We start from the raw sequence: 21,455 nt of genomic DNA on the forward strand, positions 1-21,455 counted from the left end.
AGGCCGGCGTCCACCTCGCCTCACTCATCCTCTGGCTCAGAGAACCCACCCAAGATCCTTTGCCAGACAGGCCCTAGGCCGTGTATCGAGCCTAGGCCGTGTATCGAAAGTGACTCTTGGGTGGTGATGTTCACGGTTTATGGGACGGGGAAATCTCGCGGACGAGCAGTGGGTAGTGCTGGAGTCACTGTTACCGAAGGGTGCCAGGTCGGGGCGGCCGCCCGTCTGGCCTCGGCGGCAACTGATCTACGGCATAGGGTTCCGGGTCCGCACCCGGTTCCAGTCCCTGGCCGATGCGAAGGGCGCGATCACGTGGGATGCGAGCGTCGACTCCACGGTGTGCCGAGCCCATCAGCATGCGGCTGGGGCTCGCAAGCAGGGTCACCTGCGGAAGGAACCACCAGGCAGCGTGTTCACCGAGCCGAATGATCACGCACTGGGACGCTCGCGCGGCGGATTCACCACCAAGCTGCTCACGCTTGCCGGCTCAGGCGAGGTGCTTGCCGAAGAACTCGACCAGCTTGGCGACGGCGGGAGTCACGTACTGGTCGCGGTCGTACAGGTCGACGTGGGTGGCGCCGTCCACCAGGAACAGCTCGGCGTTGCCGGGGCTGTCGGCGACGGCCTTCTCGGAGAACCCGCGGGTCACAGCCTCGGTGCCGGCGATCATGAGCAGCGGGCGAGGCGCGATCTTGGCGACATCGGCGAAGGAGTCGAACTGGTCGAGGAGATCCGCACTGCGCACGACCACGTCTCCCGTGGAGCGCGGGTGCCTGCCGCGGGGCGTCTTGTAGTAGTCGATGAACTCGGCGACCGGTGCGGGGGTGTCGGCATCGGCCTTCCCCGGCAGCGCCGGGAACGTTGCCGCGGGCTCGCCGGCGGCCTCGGCGCTGCGCAGGTTTCCGGAGTTCGCCACCATCTGCTGCCAGCCCTCGGGGTCGGCGCCGCGGAAGAAGCTGGGAACGTCGGTCCCGGAGACGCCGGCCACGGCCTTCATGCGGTGGTCCGTCTGGGCGGCGTAGGGCGCGTAGGCGCCCGAGCCGCACACGCCCATCACGCCGATACGGCCGGAGTCGACCTCAGGGCGGGTGGTGAGGTAGGAGACCGCCGCACGGAAGTCCTCGGCGCGCTGGAAGGGGTCCTCCAGGCCGCGGGGGATGCCCTCGGACTCGCCCTGGAAGGCGGCGTCGAAGGTCAGGACGGCGAATCCTTCCTTGACCAGGCGTGTGGCGTACACCGACGGTGACTGCTCCTTGACCCCGGTCGTCTGGTGGCCGATGACAATGGCGGCGAGCGGGCCGTCGCTGTCCTCGGGAAGGTAGAGGTGGCCGGCGAGCTGCAGGCCGTTGGTGGGGAATCGGACGTCGGTCCTCATGTTCTGCTCCGGGGGGAATCAGTGCCGGCCGGCGATCTGCGGGCCTGTGTCCACTGTCCGGCCGACGGCCGGGGCCCGGGAAGGTCGGGCTGCTTCCTAGGAAGGATCTCTCCCAGGCAGAGCTTTTCCCTTAGTGCCATGCTGGAGAAGTGACTGGTTCCGCGCATCTTCGTGAGCTCGGTGAGTTCCTCAAGCATCGCCGTGGTGAGCTCACACCGGCGCAGGTCGGGCTTCCCGAGCGCACGCACACTCAGCGCCGTGTGCGGGGGCTGCGCCGTGAGGAAGTGGCTGAGCTCGCCGCGATCAGTACCGACTACTACGTACGCATCGAGCAGGGGCGACTGGCGCCGTCGCCGCCGGTGCTCGAGTCCCTCTCGCGGGAGCTGCGGCTGGACGGCGACCAGCGGACGTACGTGGAAGGGCTGGTCGAGCAGGCCGCGCGGGCCGGACACCGCAAGACGCCGCGCCGGTCCGCTCGCCCCAAAGTGCACCCGCACCTGACCCGGCTGCTCGGCCAGCTCACCGATACACCCGCCATCGTTTTCGGTCCACGTCTTGACATCCTCGCGTGGAACCCCTTGGCAGCGGAGCTGCTGTGTGACTTCGCGGCTGTGCCCGAGTCCGAACGCAACTACGTCCGCATGGTTTTCACCGACCCGCTGATGCGCGAGATCTATCCGGAGTGGGAAGACGTGGCCCGCACATGCGTCGAAGTCCTGCGGATGGAAGCCGGAACGAATCCGGCCGATCCCGCCCTGACAGCTCTTGTGGGCGAGTTGGCCGTGGCCGATCAGCAATTCCGGCTCTGGTGGGCCGAGCACCGCGTCGCGCACCAGGACTTCGGCAGCAAACGCATTTCCCACTCCCTCGTCGGCGAACTCACCCTCGACTGGGACACCTTCCGCTACGCCGGCGCACCAGAACAGCAACTCGTGCTCTGGTCGGCCGAACCCGGCACCTCGGACGCGGAACGACTGGCCGATCTGGCCCACGGCACGGCACAGCGTCCGCGACCTTCGTGAGCACCACTGCGACTGATCTGCTCGAGGAGCAGCGAACCGTCACCACTCTCGACACACAGCCTAGGCCGACGCCGTCCCCACAGGGCCGTCCCCACAGGCCCTGTCCTCGACTCCGCTACGACTGCCGGGGCACCGTGCCTCGCTACGGCCGCGGAGGGCGTGCCTCGATGCGGTAGTCGAAGGCGGCGCCGCCGACGCCGACCGCGGTGACCCCGCCGTCGATGGTGAGGACAGCCCCGTTGGCGTAGGACGCGGCGGGCGACAGCAGCCAGTCGATCGCCTCGGCGACCTCCCGGGGATCTCCCGGCCGCCCGGCGGGATTGAGCCGGTTGGCCTCCTCGTACGCCGCCTCGGTGCCGCCCTCCAGCCCCGCCTCCGCCGCGAACCGCGCCATCCGCTGGTCGGCCATCTCCGTACGCACCCAGCCCGGGCACACCACGTTGGCCCGCAGCCCCTGAGGTCCGTAGTCGACGGCCAGAGAGCGGCAGAGGTGGAGCAGAGCCGCCTTGGACGTCGCGTAGGCGGCGTTGCCTGCGCTGTTGCGCAGGGCGGCGACCGAGGCGACGGCGACCACCGCGCCGCGGGCCGCCAGCAGATGCGGCAGCGCGGCGCGCAGCAGCACGAACGGGCCGGTCAGGTTGGTTCGTATCAGCGCTTCCCAGTCCTCGAGCGTGGTGTCGCCGACCGCGCCGCCCCGCCCGATCCCGGCGTTGAGCACCACGCCGTCGAGCCTCCCGTAGGCCGTCACCGTCGTCTCGACGAGCTCGCGTACGGCCTCGGGGTCGGCGGCGTCGGAGGGGTGGGCCAGCGCTCCGGTCTCCTCGGCCACCCGGCGCAGCGGCTCGGGCCGCCGTCCGGAGATCACGACCTGGTGCCCGGCCGCGCGCAGCAGCCGGGCGGTGGCGGCCCCGATCCCCGTTCCCCCGCCCGTCACCAGGACAACACGCTGTTCCGACATGGCCGTTCGCCTCCGATGGTGATCGACTTCCAGGTCCCCGCACCGTGATCTTACGAAGGCCGGGTGCGGCCCGTCAGAGGGGACGTCATCGGCCGCCCTTCGGCTTCGCGCAGGTCACGTCGGTGGCGGGCAGCTTGCCGTCGCGCAGATAGGTGTTGACCGTGTCGTCGGCGCAGGGCACGGGGGTGAGGCCGTCCTTGCCGCGCCCGTAGACGCCGTGCGCGCGGATGTCCGCGGTCAGGAGGCGGGACCCGGTGAGCTCGCGGTGCAGGGCGAGGGCGCCTTCGTAGGGGACGTTGTTGTCGTGGCGGGCCTGGAGCAGCAGGGCGGGCACGCTGTTGTGGATCTTCGTGCCGGGTTCGCGGGGCGCGGACGTCCAGAACGCGCACGGGGCGATCATCCCGTTGACGTACGGCCCGAAGACCGGCTGTGTGGCGCGGCTGCGCTGCATGTTCCTCCAGTACGTCTCCGGGTCCTTCGGCCAGCCGCCCGCGGGCCATCCGCCGTCGCCGCACATGAAGAGGGCGCCGCCGACCATGCTGTCGGCGAGGTCGGGTGAGGAGAGCAGGTCGAGGAGGCCGGCGAGCGCGGCCCCCGGTTCGAACTCCTCGCCCGCCGCCGCCTTCTTCAGATCGCTCACGACGCTCGCGAGCTGCGGGTCGTTCTCCTCGTGCTGGACGAGCTGCTTGAAGACCATGCGCAGCAGCGGCGCGTCGAGCCGTCGGCCCGCGACGGTGAGGGGGTGCCGTTCGGCGCGCCCCAGCAGGGCGAGGACGTCCGCGCGGACCCGGCCGCGCAAAGCCTCCTCGGCGGGCCTGCCCGACCGCTGGAACAGTTCGTACTGCGTGGCCGCGGGGTCGGTCGAGGAGTCAAGGACGATCCGGTCGGCGCGGCGCGGGAAGAGCTGCATGTAGACCGCGCCCAGGTCGGCGCCGTAGGAGACGCCGTAGTACGACAGCTTGCGCTCGCCCAGGGCGGCGCGGATGGCGTCCATGTCCCGGGCGACGTTGCGGGTCGAGGCGTGCGGGAGCAACTCCGCGTTGCGGCCGTGCTCCTGGCAGCGGCGCGCGGTGTCGCGCGCGGCCCGTACCGAGGCCTCGAAGTCCTCGCGCGGGGTGGTGGTCCGCGCGGGCGGGGCCGGGCGCGGGGCGGGCCCGCAGCCGATCGGGGTGCTCCCGCCGAGGAAGCGGGGGTCGAAGCCGATCAGGTCGTAGCGGTCGGCCACGTCCCGCAACGCCGGGCGCAGCGCGAGGGTGTGGGCGAGGCCGGTGCCGCCGGGGCCGCCGGGGTTGGAGAGCAGGATGCCGCGCCGCTCACCGGGGGACTTCGCCTTGACGCGGGAGACCGCGAGCTGGATCGTACGGCCGCCGGGGTCGGCGTGGTCGAGCGGCACGGTCACCTTCGCGCACTGCGCGCCCGCCTCGACCAGCTCCTTCTGGTCCGCGGGGCAGGGGCCCCAAGTGACGTGCGTACGGGGCTCCTTCGCAGCCCCCGCCGGGGCCGCCGAGGCGGCGGCCCCGGCCACGAGGAGACCGGCCAGGGCCAGGCCCGCGGTGACTGCTGACGCGACGCGCATCGTGCTCCTTGGTTCGGCGGAGGACGCCCCCGGCCGTCCGGCCGGGGAAGATCACCCCCACGCTAGGAACGCGGGCGGTGCCGGACCATCGGGCCAGCGGGCCGACTCGCCCTGGGGGCAGCCCCCGTACGGTTCTGGGGATGGCCGGAAGTCATGCCTGGCAGCGCCGCCGCCAGGAAGCGCCGCCGCCCCCGACGGGGGCGCGAGGTCCGGGTGTCTGAGGCGCGGGTTCCCGAGGTGCTGGTGCGCGAGGTACGGGTGCCCGAGGTGCTGGTGCGCGAGGCGCGGGGCGAGCGGCCTCAAGGCCCGGTCATGGGGATTCCTTGGCGGTGCCGGGCCGCCCTCCCCTCCCGTCGTCGTCGCGCAGTCCCCGAAGGAACCGCGCCTGGTCCGCGAGGAACCGGTCGGTGTAGACCTTCCTGGGCGCGGCGATCGCGGTCAGGGTCAGGCGCCACCCCGAACGCTCCAGGTCGTGGTCCACCATGGAGTGCGTGGCGGCGGGGTAGCGCGCGAGGGCCAGGGACCGCGGGGGCAGGATCGCGCGGTAGACGGCCTCGGTCTCGGTGACGTCCACGTTGACGTCGTGGCCGGCCAGGGCCAGCAGGGTCGGCGTGCCGCGCAGGGCGTGCAGGTCGGCGGTCGCGTCCGAGCGGTAGTTCCTGGAGTCGAACGACCAGCGCTCCGGTGTCATGCCGTCCACGTCGCCGACCGCGGCGCGGTACTCGGCGAAGGACGCGCCCCGTTCCAGCAGCTCCCGGGTGGTCCGGCTGCGGCGCAGCGCCGCCTCGCGCTCCCGGGCGGTCGCGCCGTCCCGGCGCAGTTCGGCCAGGAGGTTGTAGCGGCCCTGCCGCAGCCAGTTGACGGCCGGGGAGACGGCGATGACGAACTGGAGGCGCCGGTCGCGGGCGGCGACCTTGGGCAGGACCCAGCCGGCCTGGCTCGCTCCCCACAGGCCGACGCGGCGGTCGTCGATGTCCGGGCGGGCGCGGGCCCAGGCCACGGCGGCCAGGGTCTCGTCGGCACGGTCGGCCATGCTCTGGTCGAGCCAGTCGCCCTCCGAGCCGCCGGTCCCCGGCTTGCTGTACGACAGCGAGGCGTACCCGGCCCGGGCGAAGGACTCCCACAGCGGCCGGTAGAACGTCTCGTGCGTCGCGTCGACCGGGCCGTCGCCGTGGACGAAGACGACCAGGCCGAACGGCCCGTCACCGCTCTCCGGCCGGGCCAGCACCCCCTTGAGCAGCTTGCCGTCGTGCCGCAGCGACACCGTCTCCTCGCGCAGCGCGTAGGTGTTCTGCCACACCACCACCCCGACGATCCCGGCGCCGGCCAGCACCGCTCCCACGAGTGTCCACACCAGCCACCGCCGTCGAAGCCACTTCGGCGTACGGCGTTCTCCCCTCCTGCCCGGGTCCTCACCCCCGTCCCGCCCCGTCCGCCCCATACGCCCCGCTAGCCCTATCCGCCCCACTTGCACCATCCGTGCCACCCGCGCCACCCGTTCCATGCGTCCCGCCCCCTAATCGCCAGTTTCGCTCGAACTAAAAACGCTCGTTTCAAGAATGAGCGTATTACACTCGCTAGTACGAGCGGACAGGCAGGCGGAGGGAGCGGTATGGGCACGGCAGAAGGCAGAGCGGAAGGCACGGCGGAAGGCGCGGCGGAAGGCACGCCCGATGAGGTGCGGTACGCGGGGCCGGTGGTGCGCAGGGGCCTGCCGGAGGGCTGTGAGGAGCAGGTGGCAGCGCTCTACTGGGAGGCGTTCGGCCGCAAGCTCGCCCCGGCCCTGAACCCGCCCGACAAGGGGCGGGCGTTCATCGCGGCCCACCTGTGGCACGATCGCGGCGTGACCGCGCTGGCCGACGGCCGGGTCGTGGGCGTGGCCGGCTACCGCCTCGGCGACCGCGCGCTGACCGGCGGCGGCGTGAAGGACGTCCTGTCCGCGTACGGACCGGTCCGCGGGCTGCCGCGGCTCGCGCTCCTCGCCCTGTTCGAGCGGACGCCGGCGGCGGGCGAGCTGGTGATGGACGGCATCGCCGTCGACGCGGCGCACCGCGGTACCGGCATCGGTGGGATGCTCCTGCGGGAGGTCGCGGCCGTCGCGGCCGAGGCCGGCTGCCGCCGCGTCCGGCTGGACGTCATCGACGTCAACCCCCGCGCACGGGCGCTGTACGAGCGGCACGGCTTCACCGCCGTGCGCACCGAGCAAACCCCTTACCTGCGGCGCCTGATGGGCTTCGGCGCCGTGACGACCATGCACCGTCCGGTGACCGCGGCGGACACCACCGGCGTACGGGAGGCACGGTGACTCCCGGCTCCACCACCGACGGCGCCCGGGACCGGGGTGACCGGCCGGAGATCCCCACCCGGCTGCTCGTGCACGCCCTGGTCCGCGAGGACGGCACGGTCGACGCCGGCGGGCTGTACACCGTCGCCGGCCGCCTCGGCATGACGGACCAGCAGGTCAGGCTGTGCGTCAAACGTCTGGTCACGGAGGGCCGGTTCACCCAGGAGGGCCGCGGCCGCAAGGCGACCCTGCGCGCCGTCGCCGACGTCACCGGGTCGCTGGCACCCGACGCCGCCTACGTCCGCCACGCCTACCGGCAGGACGCCGGACTCGCGCCCTGGGACGGCGTCTGGCACCTGTTCGCCTTCGCCGTCCCCGAAGCGCGCCGCACCGCGCGGGACGCCCTGCGCGAGCACCTCCTGCACCTCGGCGCCGCGCCCGTCCAGAGCGGCCTGTACGTCACCGCCAACGACGTCACCGGGCTCGTCGAGGCCCAGGCCCGCCACCTCGGCGTGCTCGACACGCTCAGCCACGCGTCCAGCACCGACCTGCGCGTCGGCGAGGTCACCGAACCGCGCGCCCTGGCCGCCGCGCTGTGGCCCCTGCCGGAGATCGCCGAGCGGCACGAGCGGCTCGCCGCCTTCGCCGCGTCCCGCCTCGCCCGCCTCTCCGAGGAGCCGGAGCCGTCCAGCGCCGAGCGGCTCACCACGGCCGTGGAGCTGGCCGCCCACTTCACCGCGGCGATGGACCCCGATCCGCTCCTGCCGCCGGAGCTCCTGCCCGCCCCCTGGCCCGGCAGCCGCGCCCGCCGCCTGGCGGCCGCGTGCTGGGCGGCGCTCGACGGGACCGGCACGGCCGGCGACGCCCCCGCCCCGCGCCTGTTCGCGCTCTACGACGAAGCGCTGCGCCCGGCGGACGGCAGCGGGTAGCGCCCCTTGGCCGGGCACGAGCACCCCGTCAGCCGGGCGCGCGCCGGGAACCGGAGCCGGAAGGGAGCGCCCGTACGGGCACCCCCGTGCGGGCGCTCTCCGTGCGGGCACCCCCGCCCCGCGCGGACACCCCCGCGCGGACACCTGCGTGGGGCGCTCCCCCGGACGGTTCACCAGGTCTTGCCCGCCTGCTCCCGGGTCGTGCGGTTGATCCGGTTGAAGAAGTTGGTGAGCACGATCTCCAGGGTGATCGCGCTCAACTGCTCCTGCCCGAAGTGGTCGGCCGCGGCGTCCCAGATCTCGTCGGTCACGCCGGGGGCGCCGTCCTGGAGCCGGTTGGCGGCCTCGGTCAGGGCGAGCGCCGCCCGCTCCTGCTCGGTGTAGAAGGGCGTCTCGCGCCACGCGACCACGTGGTGCAGCCGCTCGTCCGTCTCGCCGGTCTTCCGCGCCGCGTCGACCGCGGAGAAGACGCACGGGCTGCAGCCGTTGATCTGGCTGGTCCGCAGGTGGATCAGTGACAGCAGGCGCCGGTCGACGCCCGCGGAGTGAAGCACCTTGTGGAGGTGCTGGATCGCCGTGACCATGTCGGGGTTCGCGGGGCCGGTCATACGTGCTGCCATCAGTGCCGCTCCTTCTTCGGTTACCTGTGCCCTTCCGGGCTCGTCACCCCCATGACGGAGCAGTTCGGAGGAAGGTAACAACATGTCCGACACCAGCCAGGCGGCCCCGGCGGCAGAGGCGTTCGAGGCCCACCGCGACCGGCTGCGCGCGGTCGCCCACCGCGTGCTCGGGTCCTACGCCGACGCCGAGGACGTGGTCCAGGAGGCCTGGCTGCGCCTGTCCCGCCAGGACACGCTGACCCTCCGCAGGGACGCCTTGTGAGCTGCACTTACTCAAGGCTCCTCCCGCGCCCGTGCACATCGCGTGCACACGGCGTGGACCGCGCCGGCACTCAGCCATCTCGGCTCCGCTCCCTGCGCTCGGCCCGAGGCACCAGGGCAGTCGCCGGAAGGCCGGGCGGCGCCGGGATGTCATACAGCTCCTCGAACGAAGCAGGAGCGTTTTCCCAGTCCACCTCCCACACCAGGTAGCCGTAGGTGTCCAGCGTCTCCGACAGGTGCGCATGCCATGCGGGCCTGCACCTTGCGCGGCTCGACACCCGGAGCGATGAGCACCGCTCAACGAAATGCCGCAGGTCTCGGAACGTGGCATCGTCCGGTACCGCGATCCCCCTCGCCTGAACCCTTCTTTTCGCTGCGGTGAATGCGAAAGTCAGCGAACTTTGTTGGACAGGCTTGCCAGACCTGTTGACGGTGACCAACTCGGCCAGAGCGACCACGCGCTTCCATGTCAAGCGCGTCGTCTGGCTGCAACCGGGCCCTGCGCTACCGGAAGTCGGACGTCGATCGATGCGGGGGCGCGACGGCGATGTCCACGAGCGCCCAGTCGAACGGTGCCCCTGTCGATGACATGGGACCAGCCTAGCCCTCGTCAACGGCGGGGCCGCGGCGGCGCGTTGCCGTGAAGTCGAGGAGCAGCTCGCTGGTCGCCTCGGGTGCTTCGAGCATGGGCATGTGCCCGACGCCGGGCAGGTGCTCGACCCGTGCGTGCGGCACCGCGGTGTACTGGTGCGCCGACGACGGCTTCCAGCGGGGGTCCGCGGCGCCGAAGATCACCAGTACGGGAGCGCCGAGGGTGGCCAGCCGCTCGGGCACGCTCCGCTCGGTGATGTACTCCGTGTTCCGACGCAGCACCGTCCTGAACGTGCGGTACGTGGTGCCCCGCGCGTCGGCGACCATGTCGTCCGGGACGTCCACCGGGCGAGCAGCCGTCGCCCTGATCGCCGCGCGGATCATCGCGTCCGAGCGCATCGGCCACAGGAGCGGGCCGAGCGGCGGGCCCAGCAGGACCCGCAGGAGGAGCGGCTGCGGAAGGAGCGCGTCGGGGCTCGGGCCGCTGCTGATCAACGCGATCGACCGCACCAGGTCGGGGCGCTGTTCGGCGAGCGCTGTGGCCACGTAGCCGCCACTGGAGTGTCCGGCCGCAGCGACGGGAGGGAGTCCGAGTTCGTCGAGGAGCGCCGCTACCCGGCCTGCCTGCGCGGACACGTCGTACGACACCGCGGGCGGGGACTGGCCGCAGCCCGGGAGATCGACCCGGAGGACGTGATGGTGCTCGGCGAGGGCCGGGACCATCGTGCTCCAGCAGCTGCCCGAGGCGCCCGAGCCGTGCACGAGCAACAGCGGCGCCGCCTGTCGAGGGCCGTCGTGGACCACATGCATCGCGGGCGCGGGCTCAACGTCGTCATCAGTCATACGAGCGATGATGCGCGGGCTGTCGGGCACAGGTCTTGTACGAATGTCGTCCGCCGTCGTGGAGCCGGCGCTCGCATGCGGCGTGCGACGCCTCCTCCTCGCACACCTCGAGTCGGCGTGCGCGCTGGGGCAACCGGCGAACCCGCACGTGAGGAACGATCCGGTCCACCAGGCCCTCGAGCCCTGCAGAACCCGCCGCGGTGCCGGCCCGGCGCTCGCGCCGTCCGCGGCCCGCCCTCCGAGCAACGGCGAGTCAGCCCCTGGCGAAGCGCTCCGAGCGCAGCGAGGATCGCGAAAGCGCCCGGAGCGGGCGGGCATCGCGGGGCTCGGGGGTTACGCGATCCCGTAGACCATGGTCCCGTAGGAACTGGAAACAGCCCTGCCCCGCTTGCCGTTGAACACCTGGAGAGTGAACCGCTCTCCCTCCCTGAGCCTGGGCTTGTACGTCTTGCAGCCCTTGCCCGAGTTCATGTTGTAACCGAAGAAGTTGTAGTCGTCCTCGATCGTCGCCATGACGCTCAGGCCGTCAGACGCCGTGTCACACACCTTGAGCGTGTTGTTCGCGCTGTTGTACACGGCCTTGCCCTTGTTCATGTGGTGAGGGTGCGCGGTGTACGAGGCCGCATGGGCGGGCACTGTCGCGAGCACGGTGATGGCCGCGGTGAAAACAACTGTCCCCATTGTTCGGGCGCAACGCATGGATTCCCCATTTTCTCGTCGCCTGGTCCCTCCGCTCCCACCACCGCACCTGTTCGGCAACGGAAAGTCCCCCGGTGAGACGGGGAGCGGGGCCCTAGGCGGGCAACTTGCACAAGCCAGAAACGTTACCATGTCCATGATCGCCGGGCGGGGCGGCACCGCTATGGACGTGCGGGGTCCCACTGCTATGGACCGCCCCCCGGCCCTCCCCAAGGCTTTCCCCTGCGGCGACGCGGGCCCGGCCGTATGGTGGGGCTCGGCGTCCGGTGGGGCCCGTACCCGGCCCGGTGCGGTTCCGCCGCTCGACGGGGGCGTAAGGGGTTGGAGGGGTTGGGGGGCCTGTGCGGGGTGACCGGCGCGCCGTCCTGGTCACGACGGTGCTGGCCCTCGCGGTCTTCGCCGGTGCGCTGTCACTGCTGAGCTGGGCCGGGCGAACCATGTGGCCGGGTCGTCTCCGCGGTGATCGGCGTGGCCGCCCTGGGAGTCGGCGTCTGCGCGCTGCTGGCCCCGTCCGGGGGCACGTCCGTACGGGTGTCCAGGACCGGGCGTGCCACAGCTACCGCAGGAGGGGACGCCAACACGGGTGCCGTCGCCTCCCCCGCCGCCGACGCGGTCTGCGTCGAGGAGACCGGTGACGCGCAGCCCGTCGCAGTTCAGGCACCTTTATCCCCTGTCCTTCCACCGGACGCCGACAGCCCCGGAAACGACCACAGCTGCCAGGCAACCGACGAGCCGACACCAGTCAACCGGACACTCCTCGCGTCAATCTCGGCGTGCAACCGGTGAAGCCTTCCTGAGCAGCACACCTTTTCCCAAGCACCCTTCACGTGGAAAGCAGGCAGCCCATAACAAGAGCGAGCAGACCTCCGCGATCAACGGCGCCACCGCGCCGATCTGTCCCCGGGCACGGGTCCCGGTGACAACGCCCAGGCCAGTCAGCAGGCCATGGTCAAGCGTCACCCCAACAACTGGGCCCTCGTCGACTACATAGAGCTAGCTGGTCGGGCTGGTCTGGGTCCGTCCGCTCAAGGTCGGCCAGGATGCCCTGGCAGGGATTGCGGAGCTCGCGAACATCGCCGCGGCGGCAGGCGCGGACGAGGTCGTTCTCGCATGGGAGACGCACGACGTCGCCACCGCCTGCGAACTGCCGGTCGTGGGCCCGGCGCCGTGCCTGAACATGGTGCTCGCCACCGGGATGGGCACGTCCTGCACCAGTTCCCCTACAGCGAGCAGCTCCTGTCCCGCAGCTCCGAGGGCTGGGCGTCGGTCGCTCCGGACTGGAGGCCGGCCCTCACGCCGCAGCCCGGCGGTGAACTGGTGCCCCCGATCCAGTCCGCGGTGAACTTCTCCTTCTCCCCCATCGAGCTGGACCACCCCGACCCGTTCGGCATCACCGTCGTTCTGATGGAAGAGGACGGCTACCGCATCAGCCTGACCGAAGCGTTCGCCCGCTGAGTCCGTGGCTCGCGACTTCGACGACGACGCGCCCCGCCGCATCCAGGACGCGGACGACCTGATCCACGCCCGCAAGCGGGACGAAGGCGAATGGTTTCGCGCCCGCCGGCGGGACGCCAACGGACGGATCTACGTGGTGACCACCAACCGCGTCATCGACACCCAGGAGCAACTCGCCCGGCGTCGGCGGCTGGACCGCATCTGGCGCACCGGGGCGGTGATCTGCTGGCTGTCCTTGCTCGCCGCCGTTGTCGGCCTAGGCATCGCCGCGCTGACCTCGGGCGATCCGGGACGGTTCGTTCTGGGTGACCTGATCTGCGGCAGCCTGCTCCTGATGTCCCTGCAGACGCTGGTCGGCATCCGCTTCGCCGGGCGGGACGTGCCCACCCTCCAGTGCCTGGAGGCGCAGCTCGCCTCCGCGCAGGAGTCGCTGTGGAAGCAGAAGGTCAAGAGCAACCCGGATCTGGACGACCGGCGCAAGCTCTACCGCGAGGAAGTCACGACCGCGATCGAGCAGTACCAGGCCGACAGCCGCAAGTACCGGCGCATCCACAACAGCCTGCAGGCCCTCATCATGATCGGCTCAGCGTCCACGACCACGATCGCGGCCCTGGACACCGGCAAGGAGCTGATCTGGCAGAGCGTCACCCTGACCGGCATCAGCTTCACCATCACGGTGGCCGCGATGTTCACCGGCTACTACAAGTTCCGCGAGCGCAGCTACTTCCTCCAGCAGACCGCCGACGCCATCGAGGAGGAGGCCAACGCCGTCCGGCTCGGCATCGGCCCGTACAGCGAGTACGGACCCGGCCGGGAGGACGAGGCGCTGAAGGTGTGCACCCAGCGCGTCGAAGACCACCGCAACGAGCAGCGGCGCCGCCAGCAGCTGGACCAGCCCGCCGATCAGGCCACGCCCTCCAGCCAGCCGCCCGCGGCCTGACGGCGAGCCGTCTACTGGCGTCGGCGGCCGCGGCCCTCGATGTGACGGGATCCCAGGCCCGGTCAGCCATCAGGTCTTGGAGCACGCCGGCGGCCCCAGGTGGCCCCCCGCCGTCGCACCCGGGCGTCGGCCGGGCAGCCTGAGCGGGCGGCCCACGCGGCGCCCGCAGACGTGCCGCCCGCCCCAAGCCCCGGCGCAGCCCAGACTCGGCTCCATGGCATGGGAGAGGGACCACGACGCTGCCGAGCGCATCGGTGGCGGCGCTGAGCAGCGGTGAGGCGAGTCACGCACGCTCTGCTTCGGCAGGCGCACCCGCGAGCAGACGAAGGCGATGGATGATGGTGTCGCCCTGGGCTGGGGACTCCGAACCCCGGGTAGGCCACCCGCTGGCTCGTCGTACACGCCTCGGACACCTGATGCGTCGGTGACCGGGCCCGGCGCCGAAGACCACGCCGTGCGAGCCGCGTCGTGTGACGGGAGGGCGGACGCCTTGGCATTCCAGACCCGACCTGTGGTGTCACCTGTTCTTGTCGAGGATCTCGCGGCTGCGCATCACTGCGGTGTCGCGGTGAAAGGCAAGGGCCGCGAGGGTCTTTTTGTCGCTCTTGGAGAGTGTGGTCACGAGTTGGCGCTGAACGCGTAAGCTCACTGCCGGCAGGTGGGCCTTGAGGGCGCATTTCCCGTCGGCCACAGCGACGCCGATCTCATGCTGTCGGAAAGCTTTGGTCGGCCCGACCTTGCGGTGCTTCTTCCTCAGCTTAGGCTGGATTCTCTCCGGCGTGGCATAGGGATGCCCCTGAGCAGCCATGCAGGAGCGCCAGATAGAGAGTGCCGCCTTGTATTCCTGCGCGCGGAGGATGGCCGCGCCGAGCTGGTTGTCGATTCTTTCGGTTACGTAAGTGATGCGCGCCCACAGGCGCACGTCGCCCACCAGGTGCTGCTCGCTTTCCGCGAGGCAGCCCTTCCGCGGGACGGACACCACGCCCCAACCGGTGTCGGAAATATGCAGTTTTTCTTTGGGAGGGCCGAAGAGCGCTTGGTCGAAACGCTCTTTGCCCTTTTCCGGCAGCTTCTCGTAATAGCGATCCACCGGCTTCTTGGGTGACGCTTTCTCGCCGGGGTCGACCGAGGCGATGCCGTAGCCAGAGCGGCGGCGGTCGTTGAGTTCGACGGCCGCCGTTTCGTTTTCGGGCGCTCGGGGAGCGATCGCCGGCTCGGCCGGATAGTCGAAGCCTTTCGTGCGCATGCAGTCGCGGGCCAGGGCGTCGGAGGCCGTCCGCAGGAGCTTCTCGGTCGCCGGCCAAGTACCGGAGTGGGTGGCCAGGTCGACGGCCGAAGCGCTAAGCCGCCCCGTGAAGGGCGGAGGGGTAGCAGGCAGGACGTTGGGCCGAGTGGCTGGTGCGGGCGTGGGCGCGCACCCGAGCAGCACAGTTGCTGACAGCGCGGCCGTGGCGATGGCCGCCCGCCTGGTGCGGGCGGCCACCGTCGGCCGGAGGTCTACGACGCGCACCACTTGTTGGAGCTAATCTTGTCGTTGAACGCGGGGTCGTTGTAGTCCCGGGCGAAGTTACCCACCTTGTGGCCCCTGCTCAGGCTGTGCCACGGGGCGCCCTTCTTGTAGTCCCGCTTATCGTAGAAGTAGACGGTGCACTGCCGGCCGTTGTTGGCGATCGAGCTGATGCAGTCCTCCCACCCCTTATTGCCGCAGGAACGCGCCGCGTTGTGCAGTCGCCTGAAGTTCCGGTTGTTTCCTTCGACCTTCCCTCGGTTTCCCCGGAATTCGGCGTGCGGCCAGAAGCAGGCATAGCCCGCAGGGCATTCGCCCGCCATCGTGGCGGCGGCTGCGCCGATGTCACTGTTGGCTTGCGCTGTCCGCTCGGATGCCGGGGACGCCGCTGTCGCCGACAGCGTGGCCGGAGCGGTGACGAGTCCCGCACCCAGCGCGACGACGCTGCCGGCGAGAGCGATGCGCGTCTTGGTTCGCATGGTGTCCTCTCAGTGTGCTGCCGATCTGGCATGTGCAGGCCCTGGCTGGGCCGTGAGCAGCAGTTCACCGGCTGTGCCGTTGATGAGCAGGCCCCTTTCGCCACATTCATCAACTCTGCTGGGCTGAGATGGGCGCGAAACGGCTCTTGCCGCGTCCTCACTCTCGTCCATAGCGTGGCGCGCGCACGCGACAGCCATGGTGTGGCCCGGGGAGGACCGTGAGGATGGGGCGGCCGGAAACTTCCTTAGACCCGAGTGAGGGACCAGCCCAGGCCTTCGCGTCCGAATTGCGGAAGCTCCGGCAGGAGGCGGGCTGCCCCGCCTACCGACAGATGGCGCAGACCGCTGGCTACTCGGCGACGGCCCTGTCCAAAGCAGCCGCCGGCACGCACCTGCCGTCCCTGGCGGTCACCCTGGCCTACGTCCGCGCCTGCGGCGGGAGCGTGCCGGAGTGGGAACGCAAGTGGAAGGAGACCCGTGAGGCGTCAGCGCTCGCGGAGCCACGTGACGACAGGATGCAGCCGCCCTATCAAGGCCTGGCCCGGTTTGAGCCGGACGACCACGACCGGTTCTTCGGCCGGGACGCCTTGGTACGAACCGCATACGACCTGGTGAAGGAGCACCGGTTCACCGCGATCCTGGGCCCCTCCGGCAGCGGCAAGTCCTCACTGCTGCGTGCGGGACTGGTTCCCGCCCTGCGGACCCAGACAGAGCATCTGACGGCGATCCGGATCATCACCCCGGGCGCCCACCCGCTGCGCACCCACGCCCGGGCCCTGGAGCCAGCCCCGGGCGACGGCGATACCGTCGTGGTCATCGACCAGTTCGAGGAAATGTTCACCCTCTGCCCTGACCCGGCCGAGCGCGCCGAATTCATCGACCGTCTGCTCATCGTCCGCGATCCGGCCAGCAGACTGCGCATCGTGATCGCTCTACGCGCCGACTTCTACGGCCGCTGCGCCGAACACCGTGACCTTGCTGACACGTTGCCTTGCTGCAGCCTGCTGGTCGGCCCGATGAGCCCTGCGGAGCTGCGAGAGGCCGTGGTCAAACCGGCTCAGGCCGCAGGGATGATCGTTGAGCGCGACCTGACTGCCCGCCTGATCAGTGAGACCAAGGACGAACCCGGTGGGCTGCCACTGCTGTCGCACGTGCTGCTGGAGACCTGGCGCCGCAGCCGCGGGCGAACCATGACGACGGAAGCCTACGAAGCAGTAGGCGGCCTGCACGGAGCAATCGCCCACACCGCCGAGACCGTCCACGCCCAGCTGACCCCCGACCAAGCAGAGCTGGCCCGGGCGCTGCTGCTTCGCCTCATCACCCCCGGAGAAGGCGCTGCCGACACCCGCCGCCCGGCGCCGCGCGCGGAACTCGACCTCGCCGCGGCCCCGGGAGATGTCGATCGGGTCCTGGAACGGCTCGCCCGCGCCCGCCTGGTCACCCTCGACGACGACACCGTCGACATCGCCCACGAAGCCCTCATCACCGGCTGGCCCCGCCTGCACACCTGGATCGAGGACAACCGCGAACGTCTGCGCTTACACCGCCAACTCACCGACGCCGCCCGCACCTGGCAAGAACTCGACCACGACCCAGGAGCCCTCTACCGCGGCACCCGCCTCGCCACCATCGAAGAACACTGGGCCTCCTCACAGCAGCACTCACTAACCCCTCTGGAGAGGGACTTCTTACGAGCCAGCACCGCGGCCCGGTCTCGGGCCCACAGGCTTCGGCGATCCTTGATCGCCGTAGTGTCGGTCTTGGTCGTGCTCGCGTCGATAGCAGGTGCGCTCGCTCTGCAAGAGCACCGCGCTTCGCAGCGGAAGTACGAGGAGCAGGAGGGTCGCAGGGCTGCGATGGCCGCAGCCAGTCTCCTGGCATCTTCCTCTGGGCGAGAGCGCGTCCTGGGCATGAAACTCAGCGTTGCTGCCTGGCGCATCGCATCAGTTGAGGAGACACAAGCCGTTCTTAGCCAGGCACGATTCGTCCAGCTCACTGGAGACCGCCTTTCTTTCCCCCAAGAAATGAACACCCGCGGTCTAGCGGAAGGAGACACTATCCATCGAGCACTCTTCCTGGCACGTTTTACCTCCATGACGTACGGCACAAGCGGAGAGGAAGAAGCCGATATGGCACACAGAATCTGCACCTATTTCGGCGGGCCTTCACTCCGCGAGTGGACGTCAATACTGCGCACCCCCTATAGGAAAGTCTGTTAACCACGGACGTTTCGATTCCGCCAGCCTCGTACATGCGCACCCGTTCGGTGTGGCTCCAGCCGCCCGTGCACGCGTTGCCCAGTCCCCCTCGGCATCCTCACCCGCTCACAGGGCGTTTTCTCCCGTGGACCGGTTTCCATTGGAAACGGCACAGCACCACGTTGGCGCGGCGGGCTGCGGGTACCTCAGCCCCACAGTTTGCGGGTGAACTTCTTCGTCCACTCAGCTCATGGTGCGACCGCGGGGCACACACGGGGAGTTCGGGCCGGATCGCCTCGCCAGCAGCAGGTGCTCGGCGCGGTCAGTGAGAAGCTGAAGCCAGGCGGCGGCCGCCCCACGGCGGAAGAAGCGCCGCGGCGCGCAAGTCGGCCCGACCGATCCGATCCCGGGCTCCGGCCTCGCCCGGCTCAGCGAGGGCGGCCGGTTACAGGACGCTGCCGCCGGCAGCCTGGATCTCCCAGGCCCGGTCGGCCATCAGGCCGGTAAGGCCGGCACTGACCCCGGAGAACTTCCCCGCCCGCCCGCTTCACAGTCGTCGCCCGACGCCGGGCGTGGGCCTTGCCGCCGTTGTGGTCCGCGCGGTCAGCCGGGCCCTCGGAACGACTCGAGCGAGGTCGGCGCCAGGCAGCTCCGGGGCGTCGCTGCTGCCGTTGCTACCACTGCTTCTTGAACTGCAGCGGATCACCCGGTGCCAACGCAACAACCGGACTGGCCTGTGCCGGAACCGACTGCGGCCGACGACGCAAGGCCCGTCGATGACGTTGCCGCTGCCTCTCGAACGAGGACGCGCGAGCACGGTGGCCGGCGCCGCCACGGCGCTCACCGCCCCGACAGCAGCGCTGTACACCGCAAGGACAGAGCGCTGCGGCGTTCTGCGCCACCACCGGGCTGGCGCACACGCCACAGCGAACAGACCCCCTCAGCGGTCAGAACCCGCGATTCCTCATCCGTCCGCCGACCCTGCACCGCACGGCCCGTGGACGAAGGCCGCTCAGTCCCGACCGCCTCCCGCGCTCCCGCGCCGTGAGATACGAATCCGGATCCCGTCCCGATTGACGGCTGGTCTCGGCGGTCGTGCGGCGCTGCACCAGGCTGGGCAGAATCGTTGGCGTGAATGCACACCAGCTACCGGAGACAGCCCCTGACGGGCACCGCGTCGTCATCGGCGGTAGAAAGTGGCGGGCAACCGATCCGTCGATCCCCGAGGAGATCTCAGCACGTCTCCGGCACCACCTCATGTCGGCTCGTCGGGCGGTGCGCTCGGCGACGACCGCGGGCAACGCGACCGCCGAGAAGGCAGCTCGTGCACGTGTGCACCGGGCAAAGGTCGCGCTGGGCGAACGCGGCACCCCCTGGTGGGACCAGCCCGACAATGAGCGCCGACAACGCTGGGAGCAGGGGCTTGCGCACCTTGATGCCAAGGCGCAAAGTTGAGGCAATTTCAGGGAGCGAGGTGCGCGTACGGCGCCCACAGGACGGGGGCGTCCGGCCGGATGGTGCGCAGCAGGACAAGCGCCTCGTGCGCGGCGGTTCCGGGTGAGCCCCCCACGGCCAGGACGTCGTAGACCAGGCCCGTCGCCTGGGGCGCGCGGGTGTCGCTCACCGGCCAGAGAGTAGCGATCGTGCAGCAGGTCGCCGACTTCGGCGGCCTCCTCCTCCTCCTCCCCCCCCGGGCTCGCCGGGGCCTTGCCAACCTCGCTCGCCTCGCCGGCGACTTCCCCGCCGCCCTGGCCGCCGTCCCCGCCCTGGCCGGTGAGGCTGCTGCCACCGCGTCCTGGGCGACATTCACTGGTCCCACGCCGACACGGCCCAGGCCGTCGCCGCCTTCGAAGCCGGGCGCACGGAAACCGAACAGCACGGCGTCGTCGGCGAGCGCGCCATGACGCAGGTCCGCCTGGCCCTCGCCGTCTCCTTCGCCGATCCCGCCCGCGCCGCAGACGAGCGATGCAGGGCGTCGCCTACAGCTCGAACCGGGAAGACAGCAGCCTCATCATGCTGTTTTTCGGCTGGGGCGCGTTCATCGCGGCCGGCCTCGTCAGCATGTACTACCTCGGACACGCGCCCTGGCCCGCCGAGACCGAGCACGCCACCGACAGCAGCGCCACGGCGGCCGTCTCGTAGATCCGGTCAGCGGCGGGCCCACGCTCCATGATCACGCCGTCGTGCGCAGCGCACTCGGCGGCTGTGAGACCACGGCCCGTGTCCCGGCCTGCCAGGCAGCACGCTCGGAACGACTCCGGCGCAGCGCGGCGCCTCGCTCGCCGCGGCCTCCCGGCGGCGCTGGACACGGGCCTGCTCAATCAAGGCCGGCCCCATCGCCCTGCACCACCTCCGGCTCCGGGAACGCCGGGCGGCTGATCGCGCGCACCGCGCGGGTCTGCCACTCGCAGCTTCTGCGATGGCCGTCGATCCGCCGCTCGGGTGCGACGGCCCGGTGCGCGGCGAGCGCGGCCTGATAGCCGGGGCACGCCGTCTCCCGGGTCTTCACCGGCGCCGCGGCGTGGCCGAGACCGCCGGGGCCTGCTCGGTCCTACGGGGTGCGGGCGCGGCGCCGACCGCCAGGACCCGGATGGTGCGCACGGTGTCCGTGCCGACCGTGCTGTTCGCCACGCGACGATCCGGGTGCTGGTCAGCCGGAGCTGGGTGGCGTACGCGGGTGAGTCCGGGCGCAGGTCCAGGTGCTCGGTCTCCGCGCGGAACGCCACGGCCCTAACCTGGGCGGGCGGGGTAAGGGACACGGCGCCCGCGATGTCCAGCCACTGGTCCAGGCGCTGCCGCCTGAGGCCGGGACGTCCCAGGCCCGGTCGGCCATCAGGCCCTGGAGCACGGCGGTGAACCCGGCCGACTCCCGCCCGTTGCGCCGGGCATCCGTGTTGCGGGGGCGGCGCTTCGTCTTCCGGGTGCCGCCTTCGCTACGGGTCTTGGCGGCCTCGCGCGCCTGGTGCAGCGCGACCTGGGCCAGGTCGACGCCGGACAGCTCCGGGGTCGGCCGCTCGCTGCTGATGATGTTCACGGTCTCCTACCGGCGTCCGACGGACATCAGCGAGCTGCTGCCCGCCGGCTTGCGAGCGCGCTGCACCGACGCCTCGGCGCGGGTCGTGGAGGAGACGGTCAGGGCAGGCAGCAGCGGAGCAGGGCGCCGATGCCGCCGAAAGATCTGCGGGGCATCTGCCCCGGTCGACCTGGTGTGGGCGCACCGCGAGCGTCCGCTCGCCCGGCCTCCGCCCGCGCGAGCGGAGGTGGGGCCCTGCCCGTGACCGCCGACAAGCTGTGTTCTCCACGCGAGCGAGGTAATCCAACCTCGAGCGGACCAACGACGACGCAGCCGCTTCGGCCTTGGGGCGTCCCCGTTCTTCAGTGCTGCTTCCCGGACCGCGACCAGGGTCTGGCGGGTGAGATCGGCCCCACTCAGCTCGGTGCGCACGCGACCACCGCCCCGGGTGGGTCGCTGTTCAGCGGGCGCGCGGCGAGCTCGGGCAGGCGGTCCGTCCGCGGCGCGGGCGCGGCCGCCGTGGTCCGGCCCGCGGCCTGCTCGCGCAGCTGCGCCAGCCGCGTCGCCAGCAGGTGCTGCGCGGTGCGTTCCCGGGGGGGGGGGGGGGGGGGGGGGGGGGGGGGGGGGGGGGGGGGGCGCGGCGGGCCCCGCGCCCCCCGCCCCCCCCCCCCCCCCCCCCCCCCCCCCCCCCCCCCCCCCCCCCCC

Annotated in this window: 21 protein-coding genes and 2 pseudogenes; 11 read left to right on the forward strand and 12 right to left on the reverse strand. The window is 71.2% G+C overall.

Features of this window, described 5'->3' with window-relative positions; genetic code table 11:
• Positions 1-139 precede the first annotated feature (139 nt).
• Positions 140-472 (forward strand): annotated as a pseudogene (locus QK440_RS37110) (IS5/IS1182 family transposase); the annotation flags it as partial.
• Between the two features lie 15 nt (positions 473-487).
• On the opposite strand, the gene QK440_RS37115 reads toward QK440_RS37110, so the two are convergent.
• Complete coding sequence (locus QK440_RS37115; protein WP_282797677.1) at positions 488-1,375, reverse strand: alpha/beta hydrolase; 888 nt, start codon at positions 1,373-1,375, stop codon at positions 488-490.
• A gap of 149 nt (positions 1,376-1,524) precedes the next feature.
• On the opposite strand from QK440_RS37115, the gene QK440_RS37120 reads away from it, so the two are divergent.
• The gene (locus tag QK440_RS37120; RefSeq protein ID WP_282797678.1) at positions 1,525-2,397 is read left to right on the forward strand and encodes a helix-turn-helix domain-containing protein; all 873 of its coding nucleotides are present in this window, start codon (positions 1,525-1,527) and stop codon (positions 2,395-2,397) included.
• A 142-nt stretch (positions 2,398-2,539) separates the two neighbouring features.
• Here the strand turns inward: QK440_RS37120 and QK440_RS37125 are convergent, their stop codons facing one another.
• The 3 genes from QK440_RS37125 to QK440_RS37135 form a co-directional block, all read right to left on the reverse strand.
• Entirely contained in the window at positions 2,540-3,355 is an 816-nt protein-coding gene (locus QK440_RS37125; protein WP_282797679.1) for an SDR family oxidoreductase, read from the reverse strand.
• 85 nt (positions 3,356-3,440) lie between these two features.
• Positions 3,441-4,931 carry an alpha/beta hydrolase gene (locus tag QK440_RS37130; RefSeq protein ID WP_282797680.1) on the reverse strand — a complete coding sequence of 497 codons (1,491 nt, stop codon included), beginning with the start codon at positions 4,929-4,931 and terminating at the stop codon, positions 3,441-3,443.
• Between the two features lie 310 nt (positions 4,932-5,241).
• Positions 5,242-6,285, reverse strand: coding sequence for a CocE/NonD family hydrolase (locus tag QK440_RS37135; protein WP_349239346.1), 1,044 nt, complete (start codon positions 6,283-6,285; stop codon positions 5,242-5,244).
• Between the two features lie 258 nt (positions 6,286-6,543).
• On the opposite strand from QK440_RS37135, the gene QK440_RS37140 reads away from it, so the two are divergent.
• Together QK440_RS37140 and QK440_RS37145 are read left to right on the forward strand one after the other, a co-directional pair.
• Complete coding sequence (locus tag QK440_RS37140) at positions 6,544-7,236, forward strand: GNAT family N-acetyltransferase (protein WP_282797681.1); 693 nt, start codon at positions 6,544-6,546, stop codon at positions 7,234-7,236.
• Positions 7,233-8,144 carry a PaaX family transcriptional regulator C-terminal domain-containing protein gene (locus QK440_RS37145; protein WP_282797682.1) on the forward strand — a complete coding sequence of 304 codons (912 nt, stop codon included), beginning with the start codon at positions 7,233-7,235 and terminating at the stop codon, positions 8,142-8,144. Before QK440_RS37140 ends, QK440_RS37145 begins: the two co-directional genes overlap by 4 nt.
• A gap of 170 nt (positions 8,145-8,314) precedes the next feature.
• On the opposite strand, the gene QK440_RS37150 is transcribed toward QK440_RS37145, so the two are convergent.
• Positions 8,315-8,764: a carboxymuconolactone decarboxylase family protein gene (locus QK440_RS37150; RefSeq protein WP_282797683.1), complete on the reverse strand. Its 450-nt coding sequence runs from the start codon at positions 8,762-8,764 to the stop codon at positions 8,315-8,317.
• Positions 8,765-8,846: 82 nt separating this feature from the next.
• Here QK440_RS37150 and QK440_RS37155 point away from each other — a divergent pair.
• A pseudogene (locus tag QK440_RS37155) lies at positions 8,847-8,999 on the forward strand (sigma factor); the annotation flags it as partial.
• Positions 9,000-9,625: 626 nt separating this feature from the next.
• Here QK440_RS37155 and QK440_RS37160 read toward each other — a convergent pair.
• Together QK440_RS37160 and QK440_RS37165 are read right to left on the reverse strand one after the other, a co-directional pair.
• Positions 9,626-10,459 carry an alpha/beta hydrolase gene (locus tag QK440_RS37160; protein ID WP_282797684.1) on the reverse strand — a complete coding sequence of 278 codons (834 nt, stop codon included), beginning with the start codon at positions 10,457-10,459 and terminating at the stop codon, positions 9,626-9,628.
• A gap of 333 nt (positions 10,460-10,792) precedes the next feature.
• Complete coding sequence (locus QK440_RS37165; protein WP_282797685.1) at positions 10,793-11,140, reverse strand: hypothetical protein; 348 nt, start codon at positions 11,138-11,140, stop codon at positions 10,793-10,795.
• 1,185 nt (positions 11,141-12,325) lie between these two features.
• On the opposite strand from QK440_RS37165, the gene QK440_RS37170 reads away from it, so the two are divergent.
• On the forward strand, positions 12,326-12,613 hold the full coding sequence (locus QK440_RS37170; RefSeq protein ID WP_282797686.1) for a hypothetical protein: 288 nt from the start codon (positions 12,326-12,328) through the stop codon (positions 12,611-12,613).
• Between the two features lie 4 nt (positions 12,614-12,617).
• On the forward strand, positions 12,618-13,553 hold the full coding sequence (locus QK440_RS37175; RefSeq protein ID WP_282797687.1) for a DUF4231 domain-containing protein: 936 nt from the start codon (positions 12,618-12,620) through the stop codon (positions 13,551-13,553).
• A gap of 517 nt (positions 13,554-14,070) precedes the next feature.
• On the opposite strand, the gene QK440_RS37180 is transcribed toward QK440_RS37175, so the two are convergent.
• Positions 14,071-15,066, reverse strand: a complete 996-nt coding sequence (locus tag QK440_RS37180) for a hypothetical protein (protein WP_282797688.1) — start codon at positions 15,064-15,066, stop codon at positions 14,071-14,073.
• Positions 15,051-15,539, reverse strand: coding sequence for a peptidase inhibitor family I36 protein (locus tag QK440_RS37185; RefSeq protein WP_282797689.1), 489 nt, complete (start codon positions 15,537-15,539; stop codon positions 15,051-15,053). The genes QK440_RS37180 and QK440_RS37185 overlap by 16 nt, the downstream gene beginning before the upstream one ends.
• Before the next feature lie 332 nt (positions 15,540-15,871).
• Here QK440_RS37185 and QK440_RS37190 point away from each other — a divergent pair, with 332 nt between their 5' ends.
• Together QK440_RS37190 and QK440_RS37195 are read left to right on the forward strand one after the other, a co-directional pair.
• The gene (locus QK440_RS37190; RefSeq protein ID WP_349239347.1) at positions 15,872-17,758 is read left to right on the forward strand and encodes a hypothetical protein; all 1,887 of its coding nucleotides are present in this window, start codon (positions 15,872-15,874) and stop codon (positions 17,756-17,758) included.
• A gap of 1,110 nt (positions 17,759-18,868) precedes the next feature.
• The gene (locus tag QK440_RS37195; protein ID WP_282797690.1) at positions 18,869-19,192 is read left to right on the forward strand and encodes a hypothetical protein; all 324 of its coding nucleotides are present in this window, start codon (positions 18,869-18,871) and stop codon (positions 19,190-19,192) included.
• Positions 19,193-19,199: 7 nt separating this feature from the next.
• Here the strand turns inward: QK440_RS37195 and QK440_RS37200 are convergent, their stop codons facing one another.
• Positions 19,200-19,361 carry a hypothetical protein gene (locus QK440_RS37200; protein ID WP_282797691.1) on the reverse strand — a complete coding sequence of 54 codons (162 nt, stop codon included), beginning with the start codon at positions 19,359-19,361 and terminating at the stop codon, positions 19,200-19,202.
• A gap of 389 nt (positions 19,362-19,750) precedes the next feature.
• Between QK440_RS37200 and QK440_RS37205 the strand changes: the two genes are divergently transcribed.
• Positions 19,751-19,879, forward strand: a complete 129-nt coding sequence (locus QK440_RS37205; RefSeq protein WP_282797692.1) for a hypothetical protein — start codon at positions 19,751-19,753, stop codon at positions 19,877-19,879.
• 175 nt (positions 19,880-20,054) lie between these two features.
• Here the strand turns inward: QK440_RS37205 and QK440_RS37210 are convergent, their stop codons facing one another.
• Together QK440_RS37210 and QK440_RS37215 are read right to left on the reverse strand one after the other, a co-directional pair.
• Positions 20,055-20,246 carry a hypothetical protein gene (locus tag QK440_RS37210; protein WP_282797693.1) on the reverse strand — a complete coding sequence of 64 codons (192 nt, stop codon included), beginning with the start codon at positions 20,244-20,246 and terminating at the stop codon, positions 20,055-20,057.
• Positions 20,243-20,368 carry a hypothetical protein gene (locus QK440_RS37215; protein WP_282797694.1) on the reverse strand — a complete coding sequence of 42 codons (126 nt, stop codon included), beginning with the start codon at positions 20,366-20,368 and terminating at the stop codon, positions 20,243-20,245. The genes QK440_RS37210 and QK440_RS37215 overlap by 4 nt, the downstream gene beginning before the upstream one ends.
• A gap of 311 nt (positions 20,369-20,679) precedes the next feature.
• Here QK440_RS37215 and QK440_RS37220 point away from each other — a divergent pair, with 311 nt between their 5' ends.
• Positions 20,680-21,015, forward strand: coding sequence for a hypothetical protein (locus QK440_RS37220; RefSeq protein ID WP_282797695.1), 336 nt, complete (start codon positions 20,680-20,682; stop codon positions 21,013-21,015).
• The last annotated feature ends 440 nt before the right edge of the window (positions 21,016-21,455 follow it).

Origin of the sequence: Streptomyces sp. CC224B (assembly GCF_030010595.1) — a bacterium.
GTDB classification, from domain to species: domain Bacteria; phylum Actinomycetota; class Actinomycetes; order Streptomycetales; family Streptomycetaceae; genus Streptomyces; species Streptomyces longispororuber.